The organism is Ruegeria sp. CL6, assembly GCF_056536465.1.
This window is the reverse complement of sequence record NZ_JBQFPR010000002.1, coordinates 636,324-662,176: the sequence shown is the minus strand read 5'-3', so window position 1 is coordinate 662,176 and position 25,853 is coordinate 636,324. Positions and strand designations below refer to the sequence as shown.

The following is a 25,853-nucleotide window of genomic DNA, read 5'->3' as shown; positions in this document are numbered from 1 at the left end:
ATGGCCGGCGCTGAGACCCCCTCCGAGAAACCTCACATTCCTGTCCTTCTGCGTCCGTTGCTTGCAGCCGTGGCGCCCGTGTCTGGCGTCTGGCTGGATGGAACCTTTGGTGCCGGAGGGTATACACGCGGCTTGCTGGATGCCGGTGCCGAAAAAGTCATCGGCGTGGATCGGGATCCGCTGGCCTTTGAGATGGCCGCTGATTGGGCGGGGGAGTATGGCAACCGGTTGGTGATGCAGCAGGGCGTGTTCTCTCGGATGGATGAATACGCGCAGGATCTGGATGGGGTGGTGCTGGACCTCGGGGTCTCGTCCATGCAGTTGGATCAGGCCGAGCGCGGTTTTTCTTTCATGAAAGACGGTCCGCTGGATATGCGTATGAGCCAGCAGGGTGAAAGCGCCGCTGATCTGGTCAATTCGGCAAGCGAGGCGCAACTGGCCGACATCCTTTTCCATTTTGGCGAGGAACGCGCCAGCCGCCGGATCGCCAAGGCCATCGTAAAGGCGCGGGCCGAGGCGCCAATTACCACGACGCTGCGTCTGGCTGAGATTATAGAATCCTGCCTTCCGCGTCCGAAGCCGGGTCAATCGCATCCGGCAACGCGCAGCTTTCAAGGGCTGCGGATCGCGGTGAACGCCGAATATGAAGAACTGTTCCAGGGGCTCATGGCGGCTGAGCGGGCGTTGAAGCCGGGCGGACAGCTTGCGGTGGTGACCTTTCACTCGATCGAGGACCGTATGGTCAAACGGTTCCTGCAGTCCCGTGCTGGCAAGACCGGGCGTGCAAATCGGTATGCGCCTGAGGTGGAACAGGACCAGCCGCAGTTTACGCTCAAGACCCGCAAGGCTGTTGGGCCGGATGAGCAGGAATTGCAGGAAAACCCGCGCGCGCGCTCGGCCAAGCTGCGTGTTGCTGTGCGGACCGAGGCACCGGCGGGGGAAATTGAAGCCCGCGCCATTGGGATGCCGCAACTTGGGGGAAGGGCAAAATGAAAAGTGTATTGTATGTGTTGACTGCCTTGGCCGTGTTCGGATTGGCGCTTTGGGCGTATCAAGAGAATTACCGCACCCAGCAGGTCGTGAAAGAAACTCAGAAGTTGCAGCGCGAGATTGGCGTGGCTCAGGTGCGGCTTGCGGTCCTGAACGCTGAATGGGCGTATCTCAACCGCCCGGATCGCCTGCGCGAGCTGGCCGATCTGAATTTTGAGCGTCTGGGCTTGCTTCCCCTGCGCGCCGAACAGTTCGGTCGTGCTGACCAGATTGCCTATGCAGAAGACCCCGATCTGCCAATCGTAGATCCGTTTGAGCTGCAGGCACTGACCAACATTCAGGCTCTGGGCGAGGTGCAGATCCCATGACGCGCACGCCACTTCGCCCTCTGGCCCATATTCTCGACGCACGCGCGCGCGGGGAAAACCCCAAGGCCATCGAGCGCGAGAATATTCGCCAGCGCCACGAAGACATGAAGGATCACGCCCGCGCCCGTGCGGAAGGGCGGCTTTTGGTGCTCGGCCTGTTCTTTTTCTGTGCCTTCGCGGTGGTGGGTATCCGAATGGGGATGCTGGCAACGTCCGAGGCGCAAGAGCCGCTGGCCAGTGCGCCGGGGGCTGCGATAGCGATGCAGCGGGCCAATATCGTCGACCGCGAAGGGCGAATTCTCGCAACCAATCTGGATACCTATTCGGTCTATGCCCAGCCGCCCCTGATGATCGACCCTGTGGCTGCGGCCGATCAGTTGGTCGCGATCTTTCCTGATCTGGAAAAAGAACGTCTGGTCAAGGACTTCACCGGCGACCGCAAGTTCCTGTGGATCAAAAAGCGCATCTCTCCCGAGCAGAAGCAGGCCGTCCATGACATCGGTGATCCCGGCATCCTGTTTGGCCCACGCGAGATGCGGCTGTATCCTAATGGCAAAATGGCCGCGCATATTCTTGGCGGATCGGGCTTTGGGCGCGAAGGCGTCAGCGCTGCCGAGGTGATTGGCGTTGCCGGGGTCGAGAAACAGTTCGATGACTATCTGCGCAATCCGGCGAACGGCAACAAACCGCTGCAACTGTCGCTGGACCTGACCATTCAGGCTGCGGTCGAGCAGGTCCTGTATGGCGGCATGAATATCATGAATGCCAAGGGTGCCTCGGCCGTTCTGATGAACGCGCATACGGGCGAAGTGATCTCTGCGGCGTCGTTGCCTTCATTCGACCCCAACGACCGCCCGCGCCCGCCGACCTCGGGTTTTGATCCCTCTGATAGCCCCTTGTTCAACCGCTATGTGCAGGGTGTTTACGAGCTGGGATCGGTTTTCAAGATCTTCACGGCTGCGCAGGCGGTGCAACTGGGGCTGGTGAACTCTGAGACGATCATCGACACTTCTGGGCCGATGAAAATCGGGCGTTTCCCGATTGGTGAGTTCAACGGCAAGAACTACGGTAAAATCAGCGTTGCGGATGTGATCGTCCACAGCTCGAACCGGGGTACCGGGCGGTTGGCCTTGCAAATCGGGGCACAGCGGCAGCAGAATTTTCTGCGCGCGCTTGGCATGTTTGAGCCCACACCCTTTGAGATTGTCGAAGCCGCAGGCGGCGAGCCTCTAAAGCCCAAGAAATGGGGCGAGTTGAGCACCGTAACCATCTCTTACGGCCACGGGTTGTCGACCAGTCCCATGCATCTGGCTGCCGGATATGCGGCGATCGCCAACGGTGGGCACTATGTCAGCCCGACGATCTTGCGAAAGAATGGCCCTCAATACGGTCCCCGCGTGCTGTCACATGGTGCCGCGCTTCAGGCGCAGAAGATGTTGCGCAAGGTGGTTACGGACGGGACAGCCAGCTTCGGTGATGTGGCGGGTTATGATGTTGCGGGTAAGACCGGCACAGCCGACAAGCCGAAACCACGCGGCGGCTATTATGACGACAAGGTCATCGCGACATTTGCGACGATCTTTCCGGCCTATGATCCCAAATATGTTCTGATCGTCACGCTGGACGAACCCTCCATCGTTGCCTATGGCGAAAAGCGCCGCACGGCAGGCTGGACAGCGGTGCCCGTGGCCGCCGAATTGATCGGTCGCGTTGCCCCTTTGCTGGGGCTGCGTCCCCGGCTTGAGCCTGAGGCGCGCGCTGCTATAACGCTGACCTCAAATTAGACTGTCCGGCAAGAGGTGGGCGATGGGCACAAGGACAAAGAAACTCAGCCAACTGGCCCTGACCGCCCGAGGTGGCGCAAACCCGGAAATTACGGGGCTGGCCGTCGATAGCCGAGAGGTCAAGGACGGCTACTTGTTCGCTGCCCTTCCCGGAACGCGGGTTCACGGGGGCGAGTTTATTCAGTTCGCCTTGCGGATGGGCGCAGCGGCCATCCTGACGGACGCCGAGGGTGCTGCGATTGCGGCGGATGAACTGTCGGGCTCGGATGCGGCGCTGGTCGTCGTCGAGGACCCTCGTCAGGCGTTGGCGGGATGTGCTGCACTTTGGTTCGGCGCGCAGCCGCAGACCATCGTTGCCGTGACCGGGACAAACGGCAAGACATCAGTCGCAACCTTTGTGCGTCAAATCTGGATGGAGCTGGGCCACGCGGCAGTCAATCTTGGCACAACCGGGGTTGAGGGGGCATGGACTGCGCCACTGGCCCATACCACGCCAGAGCCTATTACCCTACATCGGTGTCTGGCAGAAGCGACTGAAAACGGCGTGACCCATGCCGCGATGGAGGCGTCCTCGCACGGTTTGGAACAAAGGCGCTTGGATGGGGTGAACTTGTCTGCGGCGGGGTTTTCAAATTTCACGCAGGACCATCTGGACTACCACGAAACATTCGAGGCCTATTTTGCGGCCAAGGCGGGTCTGTTTGATCGCGTGCTGCCACAGGATGGAACGGTCGTCATCAACATGAGCGACCCCAAAGGCATGCATATCCGCAAGATCGCCGAAGACCGTGGGCAGGATGTGCTGACCGTAGGGTTGGGGGATGCAGACCTGTGTCTGATGAACCAGCGGTTTGACTCCACGGGTCAAGACCTGCGCTTTTCATGGAAGGGAAAGGTCTTTCAAACGCGCCTGAACCTGATCGGAGGGTTTCAGGCCGAGAATGTCCTTTTGGCCTGCGGGCTTGTGATCGCTGGCGGAGAAGACCCCGAGCGTGTCTTTGAAACCTTACCGCACCTGACAACCGTGCGTGGACGCATGCAACTGGCGGCAACGCGAGAGAACGGGGCGGCGGTTTTTGTGGACTACGCCCACACGCCGGACGCGGTTGCGACCGCGCTCAAGGCGATGCGTCCGCATGTCATGGGCAGGCTAATTGCAATCGTTGGTGCAGGTGGCGATCGGGATGCAGGGAAGCGCCCTCTGATGGGCAAGGCTGCTGCGAACAACGCCGATGTGGTTTTCGTAACGGATGACAACCCGCGCAGTGAAGACCCCGCAGTGATCCGCGAGGCGGTGATGCAAGGGGCACCGGGTGCAACCGAAGTCGGTGACAGGGCCGAGGCCATTCTGCGCGGTGTCGATGCCTTGCAACCCGGCGACGCGCTGCTGATTGCAGGCAAGGGGCATGAGACGGGCCAGATCGTCGGTGATCAGGTTTTGCCATTTGATGATGTGGAGCAGGCAAGCATAAGCGTGGCTGCCCTTGACGGGAGAGTAGCATGACCTTGTGGACCGCATCCGAGGCTGCCGAAGCCACCGGTGGGCGTGCGACAACCGATTGGACGGCGGACGGCGTGTCGATTGATACGCGAACCTTGCAGCCCGGCGACCTTTTTGTAGCGTTGAAAGCGGCGCGCGACGGGCATGAGTTCGTCGCGCAGGCGTTGGAAAAAGGGGCAGGTGCCGCGCTGGTGTCCCGTGTTCCTGATGGTGTATCTGAAGACGCGCCCTTGCTGATCGTGGACGACGTTCAGGCAGGGTTGGAGGCGTTGGGGCAGGCCGCGCGTGCGCGCACGGGCGCGCGGGTGATGGGGGTCACGGGCAGCGTCGGGAAGACCTCGACCAAGGAAATGCTGTCTAACATCTTGGAAACGCAGGGAAAAACTCATGCCAGCGTAGCCAGCTACAACAACCATTGGGGCGTTCCCCTGACATTGGCGCGTATGCCACGCGACACAGAATATGCCGTGATCGAGATTGGCATGAACCACCCCGGAGAGATTGCGCCCTTGGCGCGGCAGGCCCGCCCGCACGTGGCGTTGGTGACCACTGTAGCGGCCGTCCACCTTGAGGCGTTCGAGTCCGTTGCCGGGATCGCCCATGAAAAGGCCGCTATTTTTGAAGGTCTGACCAAAGGCGGCGCGGCTATCGTCAACGCGGATGTAGAGCACGCAGAGATTCTGCGTGAGTGTGCCCTGGAAAATGGGGCTGGGGTTGTAGAGTTCGGGCGATCCGCTGCGGACTATGTCCTGAAGGACGTCACGCAATCGCCCGATTCGATCCATGCCGCGGCGATGGTCGGCGATGCCCAATTCGCTTTTGACGTACAATCTGCCGGAACGCATTTCGCGATGAACGCGCTGGGGGCATTGGCCGCTTGTGTCGAGTTGGGCGTCGAGCTGGACGATGCGATTGCTGGATTGGCCCGGTGGTCTCCGGTCAAGGGGCGCGGGGTGCGAGAGCAGATTGCGCTTTCTGCTGGTGGTCAGGTCGAATTGCTGGACGACAGCTATAACGCCAATCCAACCTCGATGGAGGCCGCGCTGGATGTGCTGGCCGCATCACAGGGTAACCGCAAGATCGCATTCTTGGGCGATATGAAAGAGTTGGGTGCTCAGGAAGCCGAAATGCACGCCAATATGGTCCGCGTGGATGCCATGCAGCGGGTTGATCGTGTTCATTGTATCGGCCCGCTGATGAAGGCGCTTCACGACGCTTTGCCGGATGAAAAACGCGGTCTGTGGTTTGAAACCAGCGCTGAATTGGCGGCGCATTTGCCAGAGTTGATACAGGCCGGTGATACGGTGCTGGCCAAAGGCTCATTGAGCATGGCTTTGGCGCAGATTGTTGACGGTCTGCGGAAAATGGGGCAAGGGAGCGCGCTTGACCCATGATCGCCGCACGAGAAAGGTTTTAATATGCTCTATTGGTTGACCGGCCTGTCGGACGGGGGGGATTTCTTCAACCTCTTTCGGTACATCACGTTCCGTGCAGGCGGCGCTTTCATGACTGCGTTGATCTTTGGTTTCCTGTTTGGAAAACCGCTGATCAACGTATTGCGCAGAAAGCAGGGTAAGGGTCAGCCGATCCGGGATGACGGTCCCGAAGGGCATTTCTCAAAGGCGGGAACGCCAACCATGGGCGGTCTGCTGATCGTGGGGGCGCTGGTGACGTCGGCTCTGGTCTGGGCGCGGTGGGACAACCCCTATGTCTGGATGGTGCTGTTTGTCACTTTGGCTTACGCGGCGATCGGTTTCGCAGATGACTACGCCAAAGTGTCCAAGCAGAACACCAAGGGCGTTTCGGGCAAGATGAGGCTTGCTCTGGGGGTCATTATTGCCGTTCTTGCCTCGCTTTGGGCGACTTTGCACCATCCTGAGGCTTTGCAGAACCAGTTGGCCGTGCCGGTTTTCAAGGACACGCTGGTCAATCTGGGAATGTTCTACATTCCGTTCTCGATTGTCGTGATCGTGGGCGCGGCGAATGCCGTGAACCTGACGGATGGGCTGGACGGGCTTGCGATCATGCCTGCCATGATCGCGGCATCGACGCTGGGGATCATCGCCTATGCGGTGGGCCGGGTCGACTTTACCGAATATCTGGATGTGCATTATGTGCCGGGAACGGGTGAAATCTTCATCTTTACCTCGGCGCTTTTCGGCGCAGGGCTTGGGTTTCTTTGGTACAACGCGCCGCCCGCCGCTGTATTTATGGGCGATACCGGCTCATTGGCTTTAGGGGGCGCGCTGGGTGCAATCGCGGTTGCTACCAAGCACGAGTTGGTGCTGGCCGTTGTCGGCGGTCTGTTCGTTGTCGAAGCGCTGAGCGTGATCATTCAGGTTTTGTACTTCAAACGCACCGGACGCCGCGTGTTCCTGATGGCACCGATCCACCATCACTATGAGAAAAAGGGGTGGGCGGAACCGACGATCGTGATCCGGTTCTGGATCATTTCCCTGATCCTCGCGATGATTGGTCTGGCAACGCTGAAAGTCCGGTAACGCTCCCGCCAGGTTCGGCGGACCTTCGGTCCACCTGCCACCTGTTGGGCCCGGCTCGCGCTGGCGCGCGAGCCTGTCTACGCCCTTGCCAATGAAGGGGTCTTCTGCGCAGGGTGACGCCTAAACCAAAGTCAAAAAAGGGTGGGCAGCATGATCCCGGTCAAAGGGTTTTCAGGCCATAAAGTTGCGGTTCTGGGGCTTGGCCGGTCAGGGCTGGCCGCCGCACGCGCATTAAGGGCTGGCGGCGCAGAGCCGGTCTGTTGGGACGACAACCCCGCCGCGCGCGAGAAGGCGGAGGACGAAGGTTTTGCCTGCGCCGATCTTCTGCGTCATGGTGCGTTTGACGACATCGCCTCGCTGATCGTTTCGCCTGGTATTCCGCATCTTTATCCTGACCCGAACCCTGTGGTGGCCGCCGCATTGGACGCGGGCGTGCCTGTGGACAATGACATCGGGTTGTTCTTCCGGTCTTTCGCGGGGTCGGAGTGGAACAACTACGATATGCCTCCGCGCGTGATTGCGGTGACGGGATCGAACGGCAAATCGACCACGGCCGCTTTGATCCACCATATCCTGACCGAAGCGGGGCGAGAGGCTCAGCTGGCCGGGAATATCGGGCGGGGCGTTCTGGATATTGAGCCGGGCGGGGATGGCTCTGTCGTGGTGCTGGAACTGAGCAGCTATCAGACGGAACTTGCCCGAGCTTTGACGCCGGATATCGCGGTTTTCACCAATCTTTCGCCGGATCATCTGGATCGCCACGGTGGAATGGGTGGGTATTTCGCGGCCAAGCGGAGGCTGTTTGCTGAAGGCGGACCGGACCGCGCCGTGATCGGCATTGATGAGAAAGAGGGGGCGTTTCTGGCCGGTCAACTTGCCGAGGGGCCCTCGGACGACCGGGTGATCCGCGTATCGGTTGCGCGCAAACTGACTGGACCCGGATGGCAGGTCTTTGCGCGCAAGGGGTTTCTGTCCGAATACCGCAAGGGTCGGCAGGCCGGGTCGATTGACATGCGCGGGATCAAGGGGCTGCCCGGATCGCATAACCACCAGAACGCTTGCGCCGCCTACGCAGCCTGTCGCGCGCTGGGGTTGGCCCCCCGCGTGATCGAGGACGCCCTGCACAGCTATCCCGGCCTGCCACACCGCAGCCAGATCATCGCCGAAGCAGATGGCGTCACCTACGTGAACGACTCTAAGGCCACCAACGTAGACAGCGCGCTGAAGGCGCTGAACGCGTTCGGCAAAATTCGCTGGATTTGCGGCGGACTGGAGAAAGAGGGTGGATTGTCGGCACTAAATGCTGCTTCGGCGCGGGTAATCAAAGCCTATGTGATCGGGCGCGAGGCTGCCGGATTTGCCATGCAGCTTGACGCAGACACTCTGGTCTGCACCACCATGGCCGAGGCCGTGGCACAGGCCATGTCGGACGCCCAGCCGGGTGAAACCGTATTGTTGGCACCAGCGGCGGCCAGTTTTGACCAATACGACAGTTTCGAGCGACGCGGAGAAGACTTCGAGGCGCAGGTTCAGCAGAGACTGTCGGAATAGTCATTTGCAATAGACCGCCGGTTGAGCCAAGTTAAGTTGCTATCAGCTTGACGCGCCAAGATTATTAGTTTTGCCTGCCGTCAAATTCAACGTGAGGTTATGATTATGCCATACCGCAAATTCTCTTTGATCCTGCCCGCCATCTTGGTGGTAGGAGCCTGCACCAATGTCGGTGCCAACTACCAGCCGATCGTCGATGGACCCGTTGGGCCGAATTACAACGCGGATCTGGCCCAATGTCAGGCGCTTGCGCGGTCGCAGCCGACGGTTGATGGCCGGACGGCTGGCGCTGCTGCGATTGGCGCTGCGGGTGCTGCCGGTACCAAGGCGATCATTGACGACAGCGCCAGCGATCTGGGGCGTGCTGCTGTTGCAGGTGCGCTTGTAGGTGCAGGCGCGAGTGCGATCAACAACACCCAAAATCAGGAAGTGATCGTGCGCAACTGTATGCGCGGACGTGGGTATAACGTCGTAGGTTAACGCCCCGCGATTGCAGTTCCGGCGGCGTGGCCCGATGACCACGCCCACTGGAAGTTGTAGCCGCCAAGCCAACCTGTGACATCCACTGCTTCGCCAATCGCATAGAGGCCGGGGACATCCCTGGCCTCCATCGTTTTGGACGACAGGTTGTCGGTGTCGATCCCGCCAAGCGTGACCTCGGCGGTGCGGTAACCCTCGGTTCCGGATGGGGTCAGTTGCCAGTTAGACAGGGCTTTGACCAGTTCCGACAGAGCGGCATCGGATTGGTCGGCTAAGTTGCCTTGCATGGGGATGATGCGGCTGAGGTAGTCCACCAGTCGGCCGGGCAGGTGCCGGGCCAGTTCGGTGGTCAAAGCCTTGCGCCCTCCGGCCTGCCGCTGATCGCGCAGCACGTCATACAGCGCGAGATCAGGAATAAGATTTACGCTGATGTCTTCGCCCTCGCGCCAGTACGAGGACAGTTGCAGCACGGATGGCCCGCTGAGGCCGCGATGGGTGAACAGCAGCGCTTCGTCGAAACTGGTACGCGCGTTTGACAAGCGCGCTGGCAGGGATACGCCCGAGAGCTCCTTGAATTTTGCGTCCGAGAACGTAAACGGCACTAGCGCCGCCCGTGTATCGGTCATGCGTAGGCCGAATTGTTGCGCGATGTCATAAGCCAGCCCTGTCGCGCCCATCTTGGGGATCGACTTGCCGCCGGTCGCAAGCACCAGATTGCTGCAGGTCAGGGTGACGCGCTGCCCTTCACGATCGACGTCAAGGGTAAACCCGTTTTCGGTTTTGCGAAGATCCCGCAACTCGGTCCGGACCCACAATTCGGCCTCGGCTGTAGCCATTTCATCCAGCAGCATCTGAATGATCTGTTTTGAGGAGCCGTCGCAGAACAACTGCCCCAGCGTTTTCTCATGCCACGCGATACCGTGCCGCCCGACCAGATCGACGAAATCCCATTGGGTGTAACGGGCCAGTGCAGATTTGCAGAAATGCGGGTTCTGCGACAGGAAGTTGCTGGGACCTGCATACATGTTCGTAAAGTTGCAGCACCCGCCGCCCGAGATACGGATTTTCTCACCCGCAGCCTTCGCGTGGTCGATCACCAACACGCGCCCACCGCAATGGGCGGCGCACATCATACCGGCTGCGCCGGCGCCAAGGATGATCGTGTCAAAGTCCATGTGCTGCGCATGGCGCGGATTACAGAGGATGGCAAGAGGGCTTGGCACTGGCCACGTTTGTTGTCACGCTTTCTTTGATGCTATGAGCTGCGAAGTATTCTCTGCGCCGACGCACGAATTTTTAGGGAAGGGTCAACATGTCTCAGACAATAACAAAGGGAATCAAGGCGCTGCTGGACGAAGCGAATGCGGTTGTTTCTTCGGTTTCGATTGAGCAGGCGCAGGACATGATGGACAGTGACGAACACGTTCTGATCGACCTGCGCGACATTCGTGAACTAAAGCGGTCTGGCAAAATACCGGGGGCATTCTCATGCCCCAGAGGGATGCTTGAATTCTGGATTGACCCCGAAAGCCCGTATCACAAGGACATCTTTGACCAAGACAAGACATACGTGTTCTATTGCGCCAGCGCGTGGCGGTCGGCGCTCAGCGCCAAAACCGCGATGGAGATGGGGCTAAAACCAGTCGTCCATATCGAAGGCGGGTTTACCGCTTGGGCCAAGTCCGGCGCTCCGATTGAAGAAGTTGAGTAGTCAGATTTAGGCCAGCATCATTCTGCAAACTCCCGTCCCGGCGGGACTTTGCTGACGACGCGCTGTTTTTGCTCAAACCCCTCATTTTACTGGCCCAGACGCAAAAATCGGGATAGACTCTCAATCAGATCCCGAAAACGGGACGTGAACGAGGCAGAGAGTGGCGGTATCTCATGACTGAGATGGTGTATGGCGCGGTCCAGGACCAGCGCGGCGAACCGATTCTACCAAAGTGGTGGCGCACGATTGACCGCTGGACAATGTCCTGCGTTCTGATCCTGTTTGTCATCGGCTTGTTGCTGGGGCTGGCGTCTTCGCCGCCGTTGGCTGGTCGCAACGGGTTCGACCCGTTCCATTACGTTGAACGGCAGGCTTTGTTCGGTGGCTTGGCGCTGATTGCGATGCTGCTGACCTCGATGATGTCGCCGACATTGGTGCGGAGACTGGCGGTGCTGGGCTTTCTGGGCGCGTTTGTGGCGCTGGCTTTCCTGCCTGTCTTCGGGACCGATTTCGGCAAGGGCGCGGTGCGCTGGTACTCGCTGGGCTTTGCCTCGCTGCAACCGTCCGAGTTTCTGAAGCCCGGCTTTATCGTCGTGGCCGCGTGGCTTTTGGCTGCGTCGCAAGAGATCAACGGCCCTCCGGGGCGGTTGTGGTCTTTTGCGTTGTGCATGGCGATCGTGGCGATGTTGGTGCTGCAACCCGACTTCGGTCAAGCCTGTCTGATCCTGTTCGGCTGGGGCGTGATGTATTTCGTGGCCGGCGCGCCGATGCTGCTGCTGGTCGGCATGGCGGGTGCAGTCGTTCTGGGCGGGATGTTTGCCTATTCCAACTCGGAACACTTTGCGCGCCGCATTGACGGGTTCCTGAACCAAGAGGTCGATCCGACCACCCAGCTTGGTTATGCCACCAACGCCATCCGCGAGGGTGGATTGTTCGGGGTTGGCGTGGGTGAAGGTCAGGTGAAGTGGTCCTTGCCTGACGCGCATACAGATTTCATCATCGCTGTGGCGGCTGAAGAATACGGGCTGATCCTCGTGTTGATCATCATCGCGCTTTATTCCTTGATCGTCGTGCGCTCGCTCCTGCGGCTGATGCGTGAACGCGATATGTTTATCCGTCTGGCGGGCACCGGTCTGGCCTGCATGTTTGGTGTTCAGGCAATGATCAACATGGGTGTGGCTGTGCGTCTGCTGCCTGCCAAGGGCATGACGCTGCCGTTTGTCAGCTATGGCGGTTCCTCGCTGATCGCGGGTGGTATTGCGGTCGGCATGTTGCTGGCCTTTACCCGAACCCGGCCACAGGGTGAACTTGGCGACATTCTGCGCGGACGAGGTTGATGACAGCACCTTATCTTCTGATTGCGGCTGGCGGCACCGGGGGTCACATGTTCCCGGCACAGGCGCTGGCCGAGGCGATGCTGCACAAAGGCTGGCGCGTCCGTCTGTCTACCGATGCGCGTGGTGCGCGTTATACTGGCGGCTTTCCCCATTCGACCGAGATTGTCGAGGCATCCTCGGCCACTTTCGCGCGGGGTGGTTTGGCTGCCAAGGCGATGGTTGGACCAAAGATCGCGGGCGGCGTGACCAGCATGGCGATGCAGATGATGCGCGACCGGCCTGACGTGGTTGTGGGCTTCGGCGGATACCCCTCTATCCCTGCGTTGGGGGCGGCGACATTGCTGAATATCCCGCGCATGATCCACGAACAGAACGGTGTGTTGGGCCGCGTGAACCAGTTGTTCGCCAAGCGCGTGGCGCAGGTGGCCTGCGGTGTCTGGCCCACGGACCTGCCAGCGGGCGCGCAGGGCGTCCATACCGGCAACCCGGTCCGCGCTGCCGTGTTGGAGCGCGCGGCGTCAGGGTATATTCCCCCCGGCGATTACCCGATGTCCGTCCTTGTTATGGGCGGTTCACAGGGGGCACGTATCCTCAGCGACGTTGTGCCCGGTGCGATAGCGGCATTGCCCGAAGAGTTGCGTGCCCATATCCGAGTGTCTCATCAGGCACGGGATGAGGACGGCGAACGCGTCACCGCGTTTTACGCCGACAACGGAATTCGTGCCGAAGTCCTGCCATTCTTCGATGACGTTCCGCGACGCATGTCCGACGCGCAGCTTGTCATCAGCCGCTCGGGTGCCTCCAGCGTCGCCGATATCTCGGTGATCGGGCGGCCTTCGATCCTGATCCCCTTCGCCGCCGCTGCCGGAGATCATCAAACTGCCAATGCGCGTGGGCTGGTACAGGCAGGCGGTGCGATCATGATCCCAGAAAACCTGCTTGACGTTCCCGCGCTGACCGAGCAAATCACCGCAGTTCTGACTAACCCCGAAGCCGCGCAAAAGATGGCCCACGCCGCCCTCTCGACTGGCGCACCGGATGCGACCGAGCGTCTGGTTCACCTCGTCGAACAGTTGGCGCAGAAGGAGACCACATGAATCCAGCAACCAAACTGCCGCAAGACGTAGGGTCGATCCACTTTGTCGGGATCGGCGGGATCGGGATGTCCGGGATCGCAGAGGTTCTGCTGAATCTTGGGTACAGGGTGCAGGGTTCGGACCTGAAAGCGTCCAAGATCACCGACCGTCTGGCCAGTTTGGGGGCCGAGATTTTCGTAGGCCAGCGGGCCGAAAACCTTGAAAATGCAGCCGTTGTTGTGGTGTCTACTGCGATTAAGGCGGGGAACCCCGAGTTGGACGGAGCCCGTGCACAGGGTCTGCCAGTGGTGCGCCGCGCGGATATGCTGGCGGAACTCATGCGCCTGAAGTCGAATATCGCCATCGCCGGAACGCACGGCAAAACCACCACCACCACCATGATGGCCGAGCTGATGGTGGCGGGTGATTTTGACCCCACCGTCATCAATGGCGGCATCATCCATGCCTATGGCTCGAACGCGCGGATGGGGCAGGGCGAATGGATGGTGGTCGAGGCCGACGAATCGGATGGCTCGTTCAATCGTCTGCCCGCGACCATTGCCATCGTCACCAATATCGACCCCGAGCATATGGAGCATTGGGGCGATTTCGATAAGCTCCGCGACGGGTTCTATGAGTTCGTCTCAAACCTTCCCTTCTATGGCCTTGCGGTCTGTTGCACTGATCATGCCGAGGTGCAGACGCTGGTCGGTCGTATCACCGACCGCCGCGTGCGCACTTATGGGTTCAATGCGCAGGCTGATGTGCGGGCGGTGAACCTGACCTATAAGGGCGGCGTCGCGCATTTCGATGTCCACCTGCAATATGAAGACACGGTGATCGAAGGCTGCACGCTGCCGATGCCGGGCGACCATAATGTCTCGAATGCGCTAAGCGCCGTGGCCGTCGCCCGCCATCTGGGTATGAAAACTGCAGAAATCCGCGAGGCTTTGGCCAATTTTGGTGGCGTCAATCGTCGTTTCACCAAGGTGGGAGAGGTCGACGGTGTCACCATTATCGACGATTACGGCCACCATCCGGTTGAAATCGCAGCCGTATTGAAAGCTGCGCGTCAGGCTTCCGAGGGCCGCGTGATTGCCGTGCATCAGCCGCACCGGTATTCGCGCTTGTCGAACCTGTTTGACGATTTCTGCACTTGTTTCAACGACGCCGACGTGGTCGCCATTGCCGACATCTTTGCCGCCGGAGAAGACCCTATCGAGGGGGCGTCGCGCGATGATCTGGTGCAGGGTCTGATCCGCCACGGTCACCGCCACGCCCGCGCGTTGCTGGACGAGAACGACCTTGAGCGTCTGGTCCGCGAACAAGCCCGCCCCGGGGACATGGTTGTCTGTCTTGGTGCCGGTACGATCAGCACGTGGGCGAATGGTCTGCCCGAGCGTTTGCTGCGCAAGCAAGCTGGATAAGACAATGGACTCTGCCCACGCACAACCTTAAAGAGCGTGGTCGGAATCGCCAGAAAGCGTCCTTGGAGGGGCGAATGGTTTATTCAGTGCTATTTGCAGGATTGTGGGTTGTAGCCTCGACCGCCGTGGCCATGCTGCCTTTGCGCCTGCAGTTTCCACCCGGCGTTGTTTTGTTCGTCAGCACGCCGGCGTTGATTGTCTGGCTGGGCTACGACTTTGGTTGGTTCTTCGCTGCGCTGGCCTTCGCAGCTTTTGCGTCAATGTTCAGAAATCCCATCCGTCACTACTGGCGACGGTGGACAGGGCAGGAGGTTGACGAATGAACCTGTCTCTTGCCCTCGCTTTCGGGTGGGGGATCGCCGCGAATGTTTTGGCGATGATCCCCAGCAAAGACAACCACTGGACCAGGGCTTATGTCCTTATCTTGGTTGGTATCCCAATCCTTGGCTATGTCACTTTGCAAAACGGTCCCTGGATTGGATTGATCGTTCTGGCGGCGGGGATGTCCGTGTTGCGTTGGCCGGTGATCTATCTGGGGCGATGGGTGCGCAAAGTACTTGGCGCAACGCCCTGACCAATACGGCTTGCGTTGCAGGTTCAAATCCGCGAATTAGCAGGCATGACATCTCTACCCACGCCACGCGGCAAACTCTCTGAAAACCGACCTTTGAACGATCTCACCTGGCTGCGCGTCGGCGGTCCGGCGGACTATCTGTTTCAGCCAGCCGATTTGGATGACCTGAGGGGTTTCCTGCGAGAGCTACCCGAGGACATGGCGGTTTTTCCGATGGGTGTCGGGTCCAATCTTATCGTGCGTGACGGAGGGCTGAGGGCGGTTGTGATCCGTCTGGGGCGCGGGTTCAACGGGATTTCCGTCGAAGGCAACCGCGTAACGGCAGGGGCTGCGGCGCTGGATGCGCATGTGGCGCGCAAGGCGGCGGATGCAGGGGTGGACCTGACGTTCCTGCGCACCATTCCCGGGTCCATCGGTGGAGCCGTGCGCATGAATGCAGGGTGTTATGGCAGCTATACGGCGGATGTTTTGCGCAAGGCGACGATCGTGACGCGAAAGGGTGACGTTGTGGATCTGAGCCCCGGTGAGCTGAATTTCAGCTATCGCCAGTCCGATCTGCCCGAAGGCGCGGTGCTGATCTCGGCGACGTTTGAGGGTCCCTCTGCTGACCCGCAGGTCTTGCATGATCGCATGACCGCGCAACTAAAAAAACGCGACGAGACCCAGCCCACCAAGGATCGCAGCGCTGGGTCCACTTTTCGTAACCCGGCCGGATTTTCCTCAACCGGTCGCGCCGATGACGTGCATGATCTGAAGGCCTGGAAGGTGATCGATGACGCGGGAATGCGCGGCGCGACCAAAGGCGGCGCTCAGATGAGCCCCAAGCATTCAAATTTCATGATCAATACCGGTACAGCCACCGCCGCCGACCTGGAAGGTCTGGGCGAAGAGGTGCGAAAAAAGGTTTACGAAACAAGCGGCATCAGGCTAGAGTGGGAAATCATGCGGGTCGGTGATCCGCTGACAGATTAAGACCCCAACCGTCAGACCAAAACAGGCAAATTCAGGCGACGGATCAAGGGTATAAACGTATACGGACCACCAGATAAGGTCCGGGGACATTGAGGCGCTAAGTGGGTAAGTCGAGCAGGACACACCCCAAAGTGGCGGTATTGATGGGCGGCCCCTCGGCGGAACGCGAGGTGTCACTCAGCAGCGGGCGTGAATGCGCAGCCGCCCTCAGGGGAGAAGGCTTTGAAGTGGTCGAGCTGGACGCGGGTCCCGACCTTTCCGCGCGCCTTTTGGATATCAATCCTGACGTTGTTTTCAACGCTCTGCACGGACGCTGGGGCGAGGATGGGTGTGTGCAGGGTCTGCTGGAATGGATGCGGATTCCATATACACACTCAGGTGTTCTGGCTTCAGCTTTGGCGATGGACAAGCAGCGCAGCAAAGAGGTCTATCAAGCCGAAGGTCTGCCCGTCGTACCCAGCGTGATCGTGCCCAAGGTCGAGGTTGTAGAAGTTCACGTGATGGAGCCGCCCTATGTGGCCAAGCCCAATAACGAAGGGTCCAGCGTCGGGATTTACATCGTCCACGAAGGCTCCAACGGACCGCCGCAACTGTCGGATGACATGCCCGAGCATGTCATGGTCGAAAAATACGTGGCCGGGCGCGAACTGACCGTGACCGTGATGGGGGATCGCGCCCTCACCGTGACCGAGATCATGACGGATGGTGGTTGGTACGACTACGATGCCAAGTACAAGCCGGGCGGATCTTGGCACGTACTGCCTGCTGACATTCCACAGGACATCTTTCAGCTCTGTATGGAATACGCGGTGAAAGCCCACAATGCTTTGGGCTGCCGGGGCGTAAGCCGTACCGACTATCGCTGGGATGACAGCATGGGCGCGGACGGGTTGTTCCTGTTAGAGACAAATACGCAACCGGGCATGACACCGACGTCTCTGGTGCCGGAACAGGCCGCGCATTGCGGCATGACGTTCGGACAGCTTTGCGCCTGGATTGTGGAGGACGCCTCATGCGACCGCTAAGAGCAACCCGCGCACCTGTCATTCACCGATCAAAACCATTGTCGGGGCCGGACGCTGAGTTCGCGTCGGGTGATCACCACGATGTTGAGCCGAAGCTGCGTTTACAGGGGGCAAAGCTGTTTGGCCGCAAGTCCCGGCGCTTTGATCCCGCGCCCTCGCGCCTCAGCTACCGGATGCAACGCTGGATGCTGACGCCGGGCGTGCGGCGTGGCTTGAAGGTTGGGCTGCCGATTTTTGCGATCTGCGCGGCCATCGGCCTCTATTTCGGGTCACAGGATCGGCGCGACGCCTTGGTGGCTTATGCAAACGATATCAAAACGTCCATCCAGCAACGCCCCGAATTCATGGTCAATCTGATGGCGATCGACGGGGCGGGACCCGGTCTGGCAGAAGACATCCGCGCGGTTGTGCCGCTGGATTTCCCGATCAGCTCCTGGGATCTGGAAGCAGATCAGATCCGGGATACGATCACGGCGCTGGACCCTGTTAAATCGGCCACTGTGCGCGTGCGGCCGGGTGGCATCCTGCAGGTGGACGTGGTCGAGCGTCAGCCCGTCGTTGTCTGGCGTACCCGTCGCGGGACAGAATTGCTGGACGAAACTGGCGCGCATGTGGAGCGTATTGCCTCGCGCAAGGATTACTCGAGCCTGCCGCTGATTGCTGGCAAGGGCGCTGATGCGCATGTCCCAGAGGCATTGGAACTGCTGGCGACCGCGCGCAGCCTTGGCAACAGGGCGCGCGGATTGGTGCGCATAGGCGAACGCCGGTGGGATCTGGTGTTGGACCGTGGTCAGCGCATCATGCTGCCAACCGAACGCCCCGTGCGCGCGCTGGAACGTGTGCTGGCCGTAAACGAAGTTCAGGACCTGTTGGAGCGCGACGTGGCCGTGGTTGACATGCGCCTCGGCCAGCGACCGACAATCAGGATGACCAAAGCCGCCAGCGAAGACTGGTGGAATACAAAAGTAGATGTGAGTAGCGGGCAGTAACGATCATGATGACCGACCTTTATCAGTCTCAACGAGCTATGCGGCAAATGCGCAGACAGGCGATGCAGCGCGGTGTGGTCGCTATTTTGGATGTCGGCAGCTCAAAGATTGCCTGCCTTGTACTTCGGTTTGACGGTGCGGGTCGCCTGAACGAAGACAGCGGGATCGGATCGCTGGCTGGTCAGTCCGGGTTTCGTGTGATCGGTGCGGCAACGACCCGGTCCCGTGGCGTGCAGTTCGGTGAAGTCACCGCCATGCAAGAGACTGAGCGCGCCATTCGGACGGCCTTGCAGACAGCGCAGAAGATGGCTGATATCCGCGTGGATCACGTAATCGCATGTTTCTCGGGGGCCAATCCTCGATCATACGGTTTGGACGCTCAGGTCGATCTGGAAGGGCAGGTCGTGACCGAGGCTGAGGTTGGCCGCGTTTTGAATGCCTGCGACGTACCGGATTATGGCGCCGGTAGGGAAGTGCTGCACGCGCAGCCGGTGAACTTTGCGTTGGACAACCGCTCTGGCTTGATCGACCCACGTGGTCAGATGGGGCAATCGCTGGCAGTTGACATGCACATGCTTACAGTTGACGCCGTGGCGATCCAGAACATCGTGCGCTGTATCAAGCGCTGCGATCTGGAACTCGCCGGAATTGCGAACTCGGCCTATGTGTCAGGGATCTCTGCGTTGGTTGAGGATGAGCAAGAGCTGGGCGCAGCCTGTATCGACATGGGTGGTGGCACGACCAGCGTGTCGATCTTCATGAAGAAACACATGATATACGCCGATTGCGTGCGTATGGGCGGTGATCACGTGACCTCGGACATTTCCATGGGGTTGGGCGTTCCCGCGAGTGTGGCCGAGCGGATCAAGACCTTTAACGGCGGCGTTCATGCGACCGGAGCGGATGATCGCGACCTGATCGACATAGGCGGCGATACCGGCGATTGGGAACATGATCGCCGGACCGTAAGCCGCGCCGAACTGATTGGCATCATGCGCCCTCGGGTAGAGGAAATTCTCGAAGAAGTCCGCGTCCGACTGGATGCTGCCGGGTTTGAGCATATGCCCAGCCAGCAGATTGTTCTGACCGGCGGAGGAAGTCAGATCATGGGTCTGGATGGGCTAGCGACCCGCATTTTGGGACAGCGCGTTCGTCTGGGTCGCCCACTGCGCGTCCACGGGTTGCCGCAATCTGCAACGGGGCCGGGCTTTTCCTCTGCTGTTGGCCTCAGCCTGTTCGCGGCACATCCGCAGGACGAATGGTGGGACTTTGAAATTCCCGTCGACACCTATGCCGCGCGGCCTTTCAAACGCGCGGTGCGCTGGTTCCGTGACAATTGGTAAGGCACTGGTCGCGGCGTTTTTTGCCGCGACTCCGCTTACCTTGCACGCGCAGACCCGGATCACTCCCGAAGCGTTTCTGGAAGCTGTTCAGGGCAAGACCGTCAAGTTTCATTTATATCCCGACGGCGATCTGGTCGGCACTGAGGAGTTTCTCAGTCCGACTCTCTCGGTCTGGCGAATGGAGGGCAGGGGCTGTGTTTACGGTCAGATCACAACCCCGGACGGGCAAATCTGTTTTCTGTACGATGACGACCCGGACGGTGTACCCGTTTGCTGGTGGCCCTTTCTGCACGAAGGCCGCCTGCTGGTTCGCCTGACGACCTTTTCTTATACCGAAATCCAAGAAGTGCGCAGCATAACTGAGGACGGTCTGAACTGCCCAAGTCCCCAAATTAGCTAAAGAAATGTGTTGCGGACCGTGCTGTAATATCCCAAAATGTCCATAAGGCACGTCAGATGCCTCGCGGCAGGACCAGAGCAGTTTCCCGCACCTGAAAACCGATGGAAGTTCAAGTGACGCGCCCGTCAGCCTTGGTGCGTGGGTCGCGTGTTTTGTGGTGCTTTGAGTTCATTCCGCAACATCTGGCAATCAATGCGAAATACGGCGATGATCCGCCTTATTTCCTCCATATTTTGTGGATTCCAGCGATTTTTGGCGTGACCTTTGCCGTTTCGGTCGGTAGAATTGTTTAAGGATAGGTAAGAAAAACACCGCTTTGGCGGATCATATAAACAGGCGGACTGAGCATGACATTGAATCTTTCGATGCCCGGGCACGACGAACTGAAGCCTCGGATTACTGTATTTGGCGTTGGCGGTGCAGGCGGTAACGCAGTCAATAACATGATTGAAAAGCAGTTGGATGGCGTGGATTTCGTGGTCGCCAATACCGACGCACAAGCGCTGCAGCAAAGCCATTCTTCGGCTCGGGTGCAGTTGGGCGTCAAGGTGACTGAGGGTCTGGGCGCGGGTGCGCGTCCGACCGTAGGCGCAGCCGCCGCCGAAGAAAGCATCGAGCAGATTGTGGATCATCTTGCCGGCGCGCATATGTGCTTCATCACCGCCGGTATGGGTGGTGGCACCGGCACGGGCGCTGCCCCGATCATCGCACAGGCCGCCCGTGAGCTGGGCGTTCTGACCGTCGGCGTTGTGACCAAACCCTTCCAGTTTGAAGGGGCCAAGCGGATGCGTCAGGCCGAAGACGGCGTTGAGATGCTGCAAAAGGTCGTTGACACACTGATCATCATTCCGAACCAGAACCTGTTCCGTCTGGCCAATGAAAAGACCACGTTTACCGAGGCGTTCTCGATGGCGGATGACGTTCTGTATCAGGGCGTCAAAGGCGTGACCGACTTGATGGTTCGTCCCGGCCTGATCAACCTCGACTTTGCTGACGTTCGCGCCGTGATGGACGAAATGGGCAAGGCAATGATGGGGACAGGCGAGGCCACCGGCGAGGATCGCGCGGTTCAGGCGGCAGAGAAAGCAATCGCCAACCCGCTGCTGGACGAAATCAGCCTCAAAGGGGCAAAGGGCGTGCTGATCAACATCACAGGATCGCACGACCTGACCTTGTTCGAGCTGGACGAGGCGGCAAACCGCATCCGCGAAGAGGTCGATCCCGAAGCGAACATCATCGTCGGTTCGACGCTGGATACCGCGATGGAAGGCGGCATGCGCGTTTCGGTTGTTGCAACAGGCATCGACGCCAGCGAAAAACACGAAGATGTTCCGGTTGCACGACGCTCGATGTCCGCTCCGCTGACTCGCACGGTTGCGGCGGAAGAACAGGCTCAGGAAGAAGCCCCCGCCGCCGCAGAAATGGCGGAACCTGCACCTCAGCCCGAAGTGAACCGCGAACCTTCGTTGTTCGAGGCGTCAGAGGAGGTTTCGGAGCCGCGATTTGAGCCCCGTGCCGAGCAGGAAGACGATGGCCTTCCCCCTCCGGCTTATCAGCCGCAAGTGGCCGAGTTTGAACCGACCCCTGCACCAGTAGAAGCTGCGCCGGAAAGCTACGTTGCACCTCAGCCCCAACCTGCTGCGGGTACCCCCTCGCCCGAGGCTTTGCAGCGTTTGCAGGCAGCGGTTCAAAACGTTCCCACGTCCGAGCGTGGCCATGCTGCGCCCCATGCGCAAACGCCTCAGTCAGCACCGCAGCCAGAGGCCGACCGGCCCCGGTTCGGGTTCAACCGGCTGATCGACCGGATGACGGGTCACGCCGCTGACACACCGGCTCAACCACCGCGCCAACAGCCCGTCATGCGCCAATCTGACGCTACGGCACCTGCGCAGGATGAGGTCGATCCCGAGCAGGATCGCATCGAAATTCCCGCCTTCTTGCGCCGTCAAGCGAACTGATCGCGGTAACAAAATACTCTGGAAGGGTCGCCACTTGGCGGCCCTTTATTGTTTAAAAGCGGGTATTTAAGGGGGTGTAAGCAGTCTTTTGCCGATCTGTTGCACTCATGTTTCATTCAGTTGCAAAGAGTGAGTTGAGCCTTTGGTCAGGGTTCCTTAACTGAATGATCAACACGGCCAAAGCAGGCTGGACACCACTCACCGAGGTTCATTTTGCAACACACGCTCAAATCTCCGATCACGTTTACAGGCGTCGGGCTGCACAGCGGCAAGCCTGCCACGATGGTCCTGAAGCCGGCCGCGGCCGGTCATGGCATCTGGTTCAAACGGACGGATATCGATTTGGGCAATGCATTGATTCCTGCCATCTACGACGTGGTCGAGCGTACGCCGCTTTGCACCCGTCTGGTCAACGAAGCGAGCGTGTCCGTATCAACCGTCGAGCATATCATGGCAGCCCTGGCGGGTTGCGGTGTCCATAATGCGCTGATCGAGATTGACGGCCCCGAAGTGCCAATCATGGATGGTTCGTCCATCGAGTTCGTGCGTGGCATCATGGCCAAAGGCGTTCGCCGTCAGGCCAGCCCGGTTTTGGCCTACGAGGTGCTCAAGCCAGTGACCGCAGCCCGAGAAGGGGCCTGCGCCTCAATTGCGCCTGCGGATGGTCTGATCATTGACTTCCACATCGACTTTGAAGACAGCGCCATTGGAAGCCAGACAAAGACTCTGGATATGCGCAACGGCTCGTTTGCACGTGAGCTGAGCGATTGTCGTACGTTCTGCCGCCGAACCGATGTCGAAGCGATGCGTGAGAATGGCCTGGCTCTTGGTGGAACACTTGATAACGCGGTCGTCGTTCAGGGCGAAGAAGTTCTGACCCCCGGCGGGTTCCGTCGGGCAGATGAAGCCGTGCGCCACAAGATGCTTGATGCTCTGGGTGACCTGTATCTGGCAGGCGGACCCATCCTGGGTCACTTCACTGGTGACAAGTCGGGCCACGCCATGACCAACACTTTGCTGCGCAAACTGTTTGAAACGCCGGGTGCCGTGCGTCCGATCCTGTGCACGCCCGAACAGGCCGCGCGTCTGCCGGGGCAGGGTCTTGTCTGGGACGAAATCCCAGAAGTCGCCTGATTGGATCAACTCTGTCTACAATTGCACCTGAGGGCTTACTAAGGCGTTTTGCCCCGCAATTATATGTGCTAAACCAAGGCCAAATCCGGGGTTTGCCCCAATAATCAATACGACAAGGATAGGCGGAATGGTTGGCACCAAAGCGGCAGTCAGATTCGCAGGGGCGATTCTTCTGACAGCAGTTTTGACGGCTTGCGGCGGAAAAGGCGCAGACCGCAATCAGAACCTTGAAGGGTTCACTCCGGAACAGATTTTCACGCGCGGGGAATATGAACTGTCGCAGAATCGTTCGGATGATGCGGCGTGGTACTTCTCGGAAGTTGAGCGTCTGTATCCCTATTCCGATTGGGCCAAGCGCGCGCTGATCATGCAGGCGTTCTCGTACCACTCGGACAAGAATTACGAAGAAAGCCGCGCAGCGGCGCAGCGGTATATCGACTTCTACCCCACGGATGAAGATGCGGCTTACGCCCAGTACCTGCTTGCGCTGAGCTATTACGACCAGATTGACGAGGTCGGGCGGGATCAGGGACTGACCTTCCAGGCGCTGCAATCCTTGCGCACGGTCATCGAGGTCTATCCCGATAGTGAGTACGCAACTTCGGCGGTACTGAAATTCGATCTGGCTTTTGACCATCTGGCCGGAAAGGAAATGGAGATTGGCCGCTATTACCTGCGCCAAGATCACTATTCCGCAGCCATCAACCGGTTCCGTGTCGTGGTTAAGGATTTCCAGACCACCTCGCATACAGCCGAAGCACTGTATCGTTTGATCGAAGCCTATCTGTCGCTGGGTCTGGTGGACGAAGCACAGTCAGCCGGTGCGATCCTGGGGTATAACTATCAGTCGTCCGAGTGGTATGACGCGGGTTACAAACTGCTCGTCTCGCGTGGGCTTGACCTGAAGAGCCGAGGAAATAATTGGCTCAGCCAGATCTATCGCCAGACGATCAAGGGCGAGTGGTTGTAATCGCCATGACCAAAGGCGTGGGACGCTAAGACCCGATGCTGCGCGCCCTCGATATCCGCGACATGCTGATCATCGACCGGTTGGAACTGACATTCCAGCCGGGGTTGAACGCTCTGACCGGTGAGACGGGTGCAGGAAAATCGATTCTGCTGGATTCCCTTGGCTTCGTTCTGGGGTGGCGTGGCCGGGCCGAGCTGGTGCGGCAGGGCGCTGCGCAGGGTGAAGTTGTGGCTGAATTTCAGCTATCCCCGGACCATCCGGCCCATGCGATTTTGGCAGAGGCCGGGTTGCCTGACGGAGACGAGCTGATCCTGCGCCGTGTCAACACGGCCGAGGGGCGCAAGACGGCTTGGGTCAATGACCGGCGCTGTTCGGGCGAGGTGCTGCGGGCGTTGTCGGAAACTCTGGTGGAGCTGCATGGCCAGCATGATGATCGCGGTCTGCTGAACCCGCGTGGCCATAGGGCAATGCTGGATGATTTTGCCGGGGCAGGTGATCACCTGGCGGCGGTCCGCGCTGCGTGGACAGAAATGTCCCGTGTCCGCAGGGCGCTGGCCGAGACAGAGGCGACGCTTGCCGCCATGCACGCCGAAGAGGAGTTCCTGCGCCACGCCGTTGCCGAGTTGGACGATCTGGACCCGCAGCCCGGCGAAGATGCCGAGCTGGATTCCCGGCGCCGTATGATGCAGGGGGCCGAACGTATCCGTGACGATGTGGCGCGTGCGTTTGATCTGCTGGGTGGCCAGGGGGCAGAGGGCACCATGTCTGACGCCATACGCTGGCTGGAAGGTGTGTCCGACAACGCAGGCGGTCAGTTGGAAGAACCGATCGCCGCGCTAGGACGCGCACTGATCGAACTGGGCGAGGCTCAGGAAGGGGTCAATGCCTGTCTTCAGGCGCTGGAGTTCAACCCGTCCGAACTGGAGCTGACAGAGGAGCGCCTGTTCGCCATTCGCGCGCTGGCACGCAAGCATGATGTTGCCCCGGACGATTTAGGCGGTTTTGCAGGCACATTGCGTGATCGTTTGGATAGGCTCGAGGCAGGTGACGCCGATCTCGCAGAGCAACGCGCCGCACTGCAGGCTGCGCAGAAGGGTTATGATGCCGCCGCCGCTGCCCTCGGCGCTGTGCGGCGAAAGGCAGCCGCTGAACTGGACGCAGCGGTTATGGAGGAACTGGCGCCCTTAAAGATGGAGCGTGCGGTCTTTGTGACTCAGATCACCTCTGCCGATCCCGGCCCTGACGGAGCCGACGCAGTGGCTTTTACCGTGGCGACCAACCCTGGCGCGCCGTCCGGTCCACTGAACAAGATTGCGTCTGGGGGTGAACTCAGCCGTTTTCTACTCGCGTTGAAGGTTTGTCTTACCGGTGAGGACAGCGCGCGCACCATGATTTTTGATGAAATTGACCGGGGCGTGGGTGGGGCAACCGCTGATGCGGTGGGCCGCCGCCTGGCGTCCTTGGCACATGGTGGGCAGGTCCTTGTCGTAACCCATTCCCCCCAGGTCGCGGCGCGTGCGGCGCATCACTGGCGCGTGCAGAAACATGTGGAGGATGGGCAGACCCTTTCAACTGTGGTCCCGTTGGCCGATCCTGACCGTGTAGACGAAATCGCCCGCATGGTTGCAGGTGATACCATCACTGACGAGGCACGTGCCGCCGCACGTGCCTTGCTGGACGCGTAGCCGGCAGTCAGCCGCGATCCGCCTTTTATCTGCGCGCTCCGTGGCTTAGTAAGGGGTATGTATTGATCCCCGAGGGC

At 59.8% G+C, this 25,853-nt stretch carries 25 protein-coding genes; 24 read left to right on the top strand and 1 reads right to left on the bottom strand.

Features of this window, described 5'->3' with window-relative positions:
- The 8 genes from rsmH (at position 1) to ACR0LH_RS08105 (ending at position 9,175) form a co-directional block, all read left to right on the top strand.
- Positions 1-993, top strand: a complete 993-nt coding sequence (gene rsmH / locus ACR0LH_RS08140) for a 16S rRNA (cytosine(1402)-N(4))-methyltransferase RsmH (protein ID WP_480720450.1) — start codon at positions 1-3, stop codon at positions 991-993.
- Positions 990-1,358 carry a cell division protein FtsL gene (gene ftsL, locus ACR0LH_RS08135; protein ID WP_170384392.1) on the top strand — a complete coding sequence of 123 codons (369 nt, stop codon included), beginning with the start codon at positions 990-992 and terminating at the stop codon, positions 1,356-1,358. Before rsmH ends, ftsL begins: the two co-directional genes overlap by 4 nt.
- Positions 1,355-3,142 carry a peptidoglycan D,D-transpeptidase FtsI family protein gene (locus ACR0LH_RS08130; protein ID WP_480720448.1) on the top strand — a complete coding sequence of 596 codons (1,788 nt, stop codon included), beginning with the start codon at positions 1,355-1,357 and terminating at the stop codon, positions 3,140-3,142. Before ftsL ends, ACR0LH_RS08130 begins: the two co-directional genes overlap by 4 nt.
- Before the next feature lie 22 nt (positions 3,143-3,164).
- Positions 3,165-4,646 carry a UDP-N-acetylmuramoyl-L-alanyl-D-glutamate--2,6-diaminopimelate ligase gene (locus ACR0LH_RS08125; protein ID WP_480720447.1) on the top strand — a complete coding sequence of 494 codons (1,482 nt, stop codon included), beginning with the start codon at positions 3,165-3,167 and terminating at the stop codon, positions 4,644-4,646.
- On the top strand, positions 4,643-6,037 hold the full coding sequence (locus ACR0LH_RS08120; RefSeq protein ID WP_480720445.1) for a UDP-N-acetylmuramoyl-tripeptide--D-alanyl-D-alanine ligase: 1,395 nt from the start codon (positions 4,643-4,645) through the stop codon (positions 6,035-6,037). Before ACR0LH_RS08125 ends, ACR0LH_RS08120 begins: the two co-directional genes overlap by 4 nt.
- 24 nt (positions 6,038-6,061) lie before the next feature.
- On the top strand, positions 6,062-7,144 hold the full coding sequence (gene mraY / locus ACR0LH_RS08115; protein WP_480720443.1) for a phospho-N-acetylmuramoyl-pentapeptide-transferase: 1,083 nt from the start codon (positions 6,062-6,064) through the stop codon (positions 7,142-7,144).
- Between the two features lie 150 nt (positions 7,145-7,294).
- Positions 7,295-8,695, top strand: a complete 1,401-nt coding sequence (murD, locus tag ACR0LH_RS08110) for a UDP-N-acetylmuramoyl-L-alanine--D-glutamate ligase (RefSeq protein WP_480720442.1) — start codon at positions 7,295-7,297, stop codon at positions 8,693-8,695.
- Positions 8,696-8,800: 105 nt separating this feature from the next.
- A complete protein-coding gene (locus ACR0LH_RS08105) occupies positions 8,801-9,175 on the top strand; it encodes a glycine zipper family protein (protein ID WP_480693099.1) in 375 nt (124 codons plus the stop codon).
- Here ACR0LH_RS08105 and ACR0LH_RS08100 read toward each other — a convergent pair.
- The gene (locus ACR0LH_RS08100; protein ID WP_480720439.1) at positions 9,172-10,350 is read right to left on the bottom strand and encodes a BaiN/RdsA family NAD(P)/FAD-dependent oxidoreductase; all 1,179 of its coding nucleotides are present in this window, start codon (positions 10,348-10,350) and stop codon (positions 9,172-9,174) included. The genes ACR0LH_RS08105 and ACR0LH_RS08100 overlap by 4 nt on opposite strands.
- A 137-nt stretch (positions 10,351-10,487) precedes the next feature.
- Between ACR0LH_RS08100 and ACR0LH_RS08095 the strand changes: the two genes are divergently transcribed.
- The 16 genes from ACR0LH_RS08095 (at position 10,488) to recN (ending at position 25,776) form a co-directional block, all read left to right on the top strand.
- A complete protein-coding gene (locus tag ACR0LH_RS08095; RefSeq protein WP_170778022.1) occupies positions 10,488-10,886 on the top strand; it encodes a rhodanese-like domain-containing protein in 399 nt (132 codons plus the stop codon).
- 173 nt (positions 10,887-11,059) lie between these two features.
- On the top strand, positions 11,060-12,223 hold the full coding sequence (gene ftsW / locus ACR0LH_RS08090; protein ID WP_170384375.1) for a putative lipid II flippase FtsW: 1,164 nt from the start codon (positions 11,060-11,062) through the stop codon (positions 12,221-12,223).
- The gene (locus ACR0LH_RS08085; RefSeq protein ID WP_480720437.1) at positions 12,223-13,320 is read left to right on the top strand and encodes a UDP-N-acetylglucosamine--N-acetylmuramyl-(pentapeptide) pyrophosphoryl-undecaprenol N-acetylglucosamine transferase; all 1,098 of its coding nucleotides are present in this window, start codon (positions 12,223-12,225) and stop codon (positions 13,318-13,320) included. The genes ftsW and ACR0LH_RS08085 overlap by 1 nt, the downstream gene beginning before the upstream one ends.
- Positions 13,317-14,726, top strand: a complete 1,410-nt coding sequence (gene murC, locus ACR0LH_RS08080; RefSeq protein ID WP_170483892.1) for a UDP-N-acetylmuramate--L-alanine ligase — start codon at positions 13,317-13,319, stop codon at positions 14,724-14,726. The genes ACR0LH_RS08085 and murC overlap by 4 nt, the downstream gene beginning before the upstream one ends.
- Positions 14,727-14,800: 74 nt before the next feature.
- Positions 14,801-15,049, top strand: a complete 249-nt coding sequence (locus ACR0LH_RS08075; protein WP_480720435.1) for a DUF2484 family protein — start codon at positions 14,801-14,803, stop codon at positions 15,047-15,049.
- A complete protein-coding gene (locus ACR0LH_RS08070) occupies positions 15,046-15,300 on the top strand; it encodes a DUF2484 family protein (protein ID WP_170483890.1) in 255 nt (84 codons plus the stop codon). The genes ACR0LH_RS08075 and ACR0LH_RS08070 overlap by 4 nt, the downstream gene beginning before the upstream one ends.
- A 45-nt stretch (positions 15,301-15,345) precedes the next feature.
- Positions 15,346-16,272: a UDP-N-acetylmuramate dehydrogenase gene (gene murB, locus ACR0LH_RS08065; RefSeq protein WP_480720433.1), complete on the top strand. Its 927-nt coding sequence runs from the start codon at positions 15,346-15,348 to the stop codon at positions 16,270-16,272.
- 101 nt (positions 16,273-16,373) lie between these two features.
- Positions 16,374-17,297, top strand: a complete 924-nt coding sequence (locus ACR0LH_RS08060) for a D-alanine--D-alanine ligase (RefSeq protein ID WP_170483886.1) — start codon at positions 16,374-16,376, stop codon at positions 17,295-17,297.
- The gene (locus tag ACR0LH_RS08055) at positions 17,285-18,286 is read left to right on the top strand and encodes a cell division protein FtsQ/DivIB (protein WP_170410970.1); all 1,002 of its coding nucleotides are present in this window, start codon (positions 17,285-17,287) and stop codon (positions 18,284-18,286) included. Before ACR0LH_RS08060 ends, ACR0LH_RS08055 begins: the two co-directional genes overlap by 13 nt.
- An 8-nt stretch (positions 18,287-18,294) precedes the next feature.
- Positions 18,295-19,629, top strand: a complete 1,335-nt coding sequence (gene ftsA / locus ACR0LH_RS08050; RefSeq protein WP_170411978.1) for a cell division protein FtsA — start codon at positions 18,295-18,297, stop codon at positions 19,627-19,629.
- Positions 19,616-20,029 (top strand): hypothetical protein, encoded by a 414-nt coding sequence (locus ACR0LH_RS08045; protein WP_480720431.1) that lies wholly within the window; start codon positions 19,616-19,618, stop codon positions 20,027-20,029. The genes ftsA and ACR0LH_RS08045 overlap by 14 nt, the downstream gene beginning before the upstream one ends.
- 113 nt (positions 20,030-20,142) lie before the next feature.
- The gene (locus ACR0LH_RS08040) at positions 20,143-20,322 is read left to right on the top strand and encodes a hypothetical protein (RefSeq protein ID WP_170483879.1); all 180 of its coding nucleotides are present in this window, start codon (positions 20,143-20,145) and stop codon (positions 20,320-20,322) included.
- 54 nt (positions 20,323-20,376) lie between these two features.
- On the top strand, positions 20,377-21,987 hold the full coding sequence (ftsZ, locus tag ACR0LH_RS08035; RefSeq protein WP_170793527.1) for a cell division protein FtsZ: 1,611 nt from the start codon (positions 20,377-20,379) through the stop codon (positions 21,985-21,987).
- A 213-nt stretch (positions 21,988-22,200) separates the two neighbouring features.
- Entirely contained in the window at positions 22,201-23,121 is a 921-nt protein-coding gene (lpxC, locus tag ACR0LH_RS08030) for a UDP-3-O-acyl-N-acetylglucosamine deacetylase (protein ID WP_170562282.1), read from the top strand.
- Between the two features lie 127 nt (positions 23,122-23,248).
- The gene (locus ACR0LH_RS08025; RefSeq protein ID WP_480720430.1) at positions 23,249-24,091 is read left to right on the top strand and encodes an outer membrane protein assembly factor BamD; all 843 of its coding nucleotides are present in this window, start codon (positions 23,249-23,251) and stop codon (positions 24,089-24,091) included.
- Between the two features lie 35 nt (positions 24,092-24,126).
- The gene (recN, locus tag ACR0LH_RS08020) at positions 24,127-25,776 is read left to right on the top strand and encodes a DNA repair protein RecN (RefSeq protein ID WP_480720429.1); all 1,650 of its coding nucleotides are present in this window, start codon (positions 24,127-24,129) and stop codon (positions 25,774-25,776) included.
- Positions 25,777-25,853: the final 77 nt, after the last annotated feature.

Excerpts from the sequence above, each read along its gene's own strand:
- ACR0LH_RS08095 (WP_170778022.1), top strand. The coding sequence starts at position 10,488 with ATGTCTCAGACAATAACAAAGGGAATCAAGGCGCTGCTGGACGAAGCG.
- murB (WP_480720433.1), top strand. The coding sequence starts at position 15,346 with ATGACATCTCTACCCACGCCACGCGGCAAACTCTCTGAAAACCGACCT.
- ACR0LH_RS08105 (WP_480693099.1), top strand. The coding sequence starts at position 8,801 with ATGCCATACCGCAAATTCTCTTTGATCCTGCCCGCCATCTTGGTGGTA.
- ACR0LH_RS08125 (WP_480720447.1), top strand. The coding sequence starts at position 3,165 with ATGGGCACAAGGACAAAGAAACTCAGCCAACTGGCCCTGACCGCCCGA.
- ftsZ (WP_170793527.1), top strand. The coding sequence starts at position 20,377 with ATGACATTGAATCTTTCGATGCCCGGGCACGACGAACTGAAGCCTCGG.
- mraY (WP_480720443.1), top strand. The coding sequence starts at position 6,062 with ATGCTCTATTGGTTGACCGGCCTGTCGGACGGGGGGGATTTCTTCAAC.
- ACR0LH_RS08070 (WP_170483890.1), top strand. The coding sequence starts at position 15,046 with ATGAACCTGTCTCTTGCCCTCGCTTTCGGGTGGGGGATCGCCGCGAAT.
- ACR0LH_RS08120 (WP_480720445.1), top strand. The coding sequence starts at position 4,643 with ATGACCTTGTGGACCGCATCCGAGGCTGCCGAAGCCACCGGTGGGCGT.
- murC (WP_170483892.1), top strand. The coding sequence starts at position 13,317 with ATGAATCCAGCAACCAAACTGCCGCAAGACGTAGGGTCGATCCACTTT.
- ACR0LH_RS08025 (WP_480720430.1), top strand. The coding sequence starts at position 23,249 with ATGGTTGGCACCAAAGCGGCAGTCAGATTCGCAGGGGCGATTCTTCTG.
- ACR0LH_RS08130 (WP_480720448.1), top strand. The coding sequence starts at position 1,355 with ATGACGCGCACGCCACTTCGCCCTCTGGCCCATATTCTCGACGCACGC.
- ftsL (WP_170384392.1), top strand. The coding sequence starts at position 990 with ATGAAAAGTGTATTGTATGTGTTGACTGCCTTGGCCGTGTTCGGATTG.
- murD (WP_480720442.1), top strand. The coding sequence starts at position 7,295 with ATGATCCCGGTCAAAGGGTTTTCAGGCCATAAAGTTGCGGTTCTGGGG.
- ftsW (WP_170384375.1), top strand. The coding sequence starts at position 11,060 with ATGACTGAGATGGTGTATGGCGCGGTCCAGGACCAGCGCGGCGAACCG.
- ACR0LH_RS08100 (WP_480720439.1), bottom strand. The coding sequence starts at position 10,350 with ATGGACTTTGACACGATCATCCTTGGCGCCGGCGCAGCCGGTATGATG.
- ACR0LH_RS08075 (WP_480720435.1), top strand. The coding sequence starts at position 14,801 with ATGGTTTATTCAGTGCTATTTGCAGGATTGTGGGTTGTAGCCTCGACC.
- recN (WP_480720429.1), top strand. The coding sequence starts at position 24,127 with ATGCTGCGCGCCCTCGATATCCGCGACATGCTGATCATCGACCGGTTG.
- ftsA (WP_170411978.1), top strand. The coding sequence starts at position 18,295 with ATGACCGACCTTTATCAGTCTCAACGAGCTATGCGGCAAATGCGCAGA.
- ACR0LH_RS08055 (WP_170410970.1), top strand. The coding sequence starts at position 17,285 with ATGCGACCGCTAAGAGCAACCCGCGCACCTGTCATTCACCGATCAAAA.
- rsmH (WP_480720450.1), top strand. The coding sequence starts at position 1 with ATGGCCGGCGCTGAGACCCCCTCCGAGAAACCTCACATTCCTGTCCTT.
- ACR0LH_RS08085 (WP_480720437.1), top strand. The coding sequence starts at position 12,223 with ATGACAGCACCTTATCTTCTGATTGCGGCTGGCGGCACCGGGGGTCAC.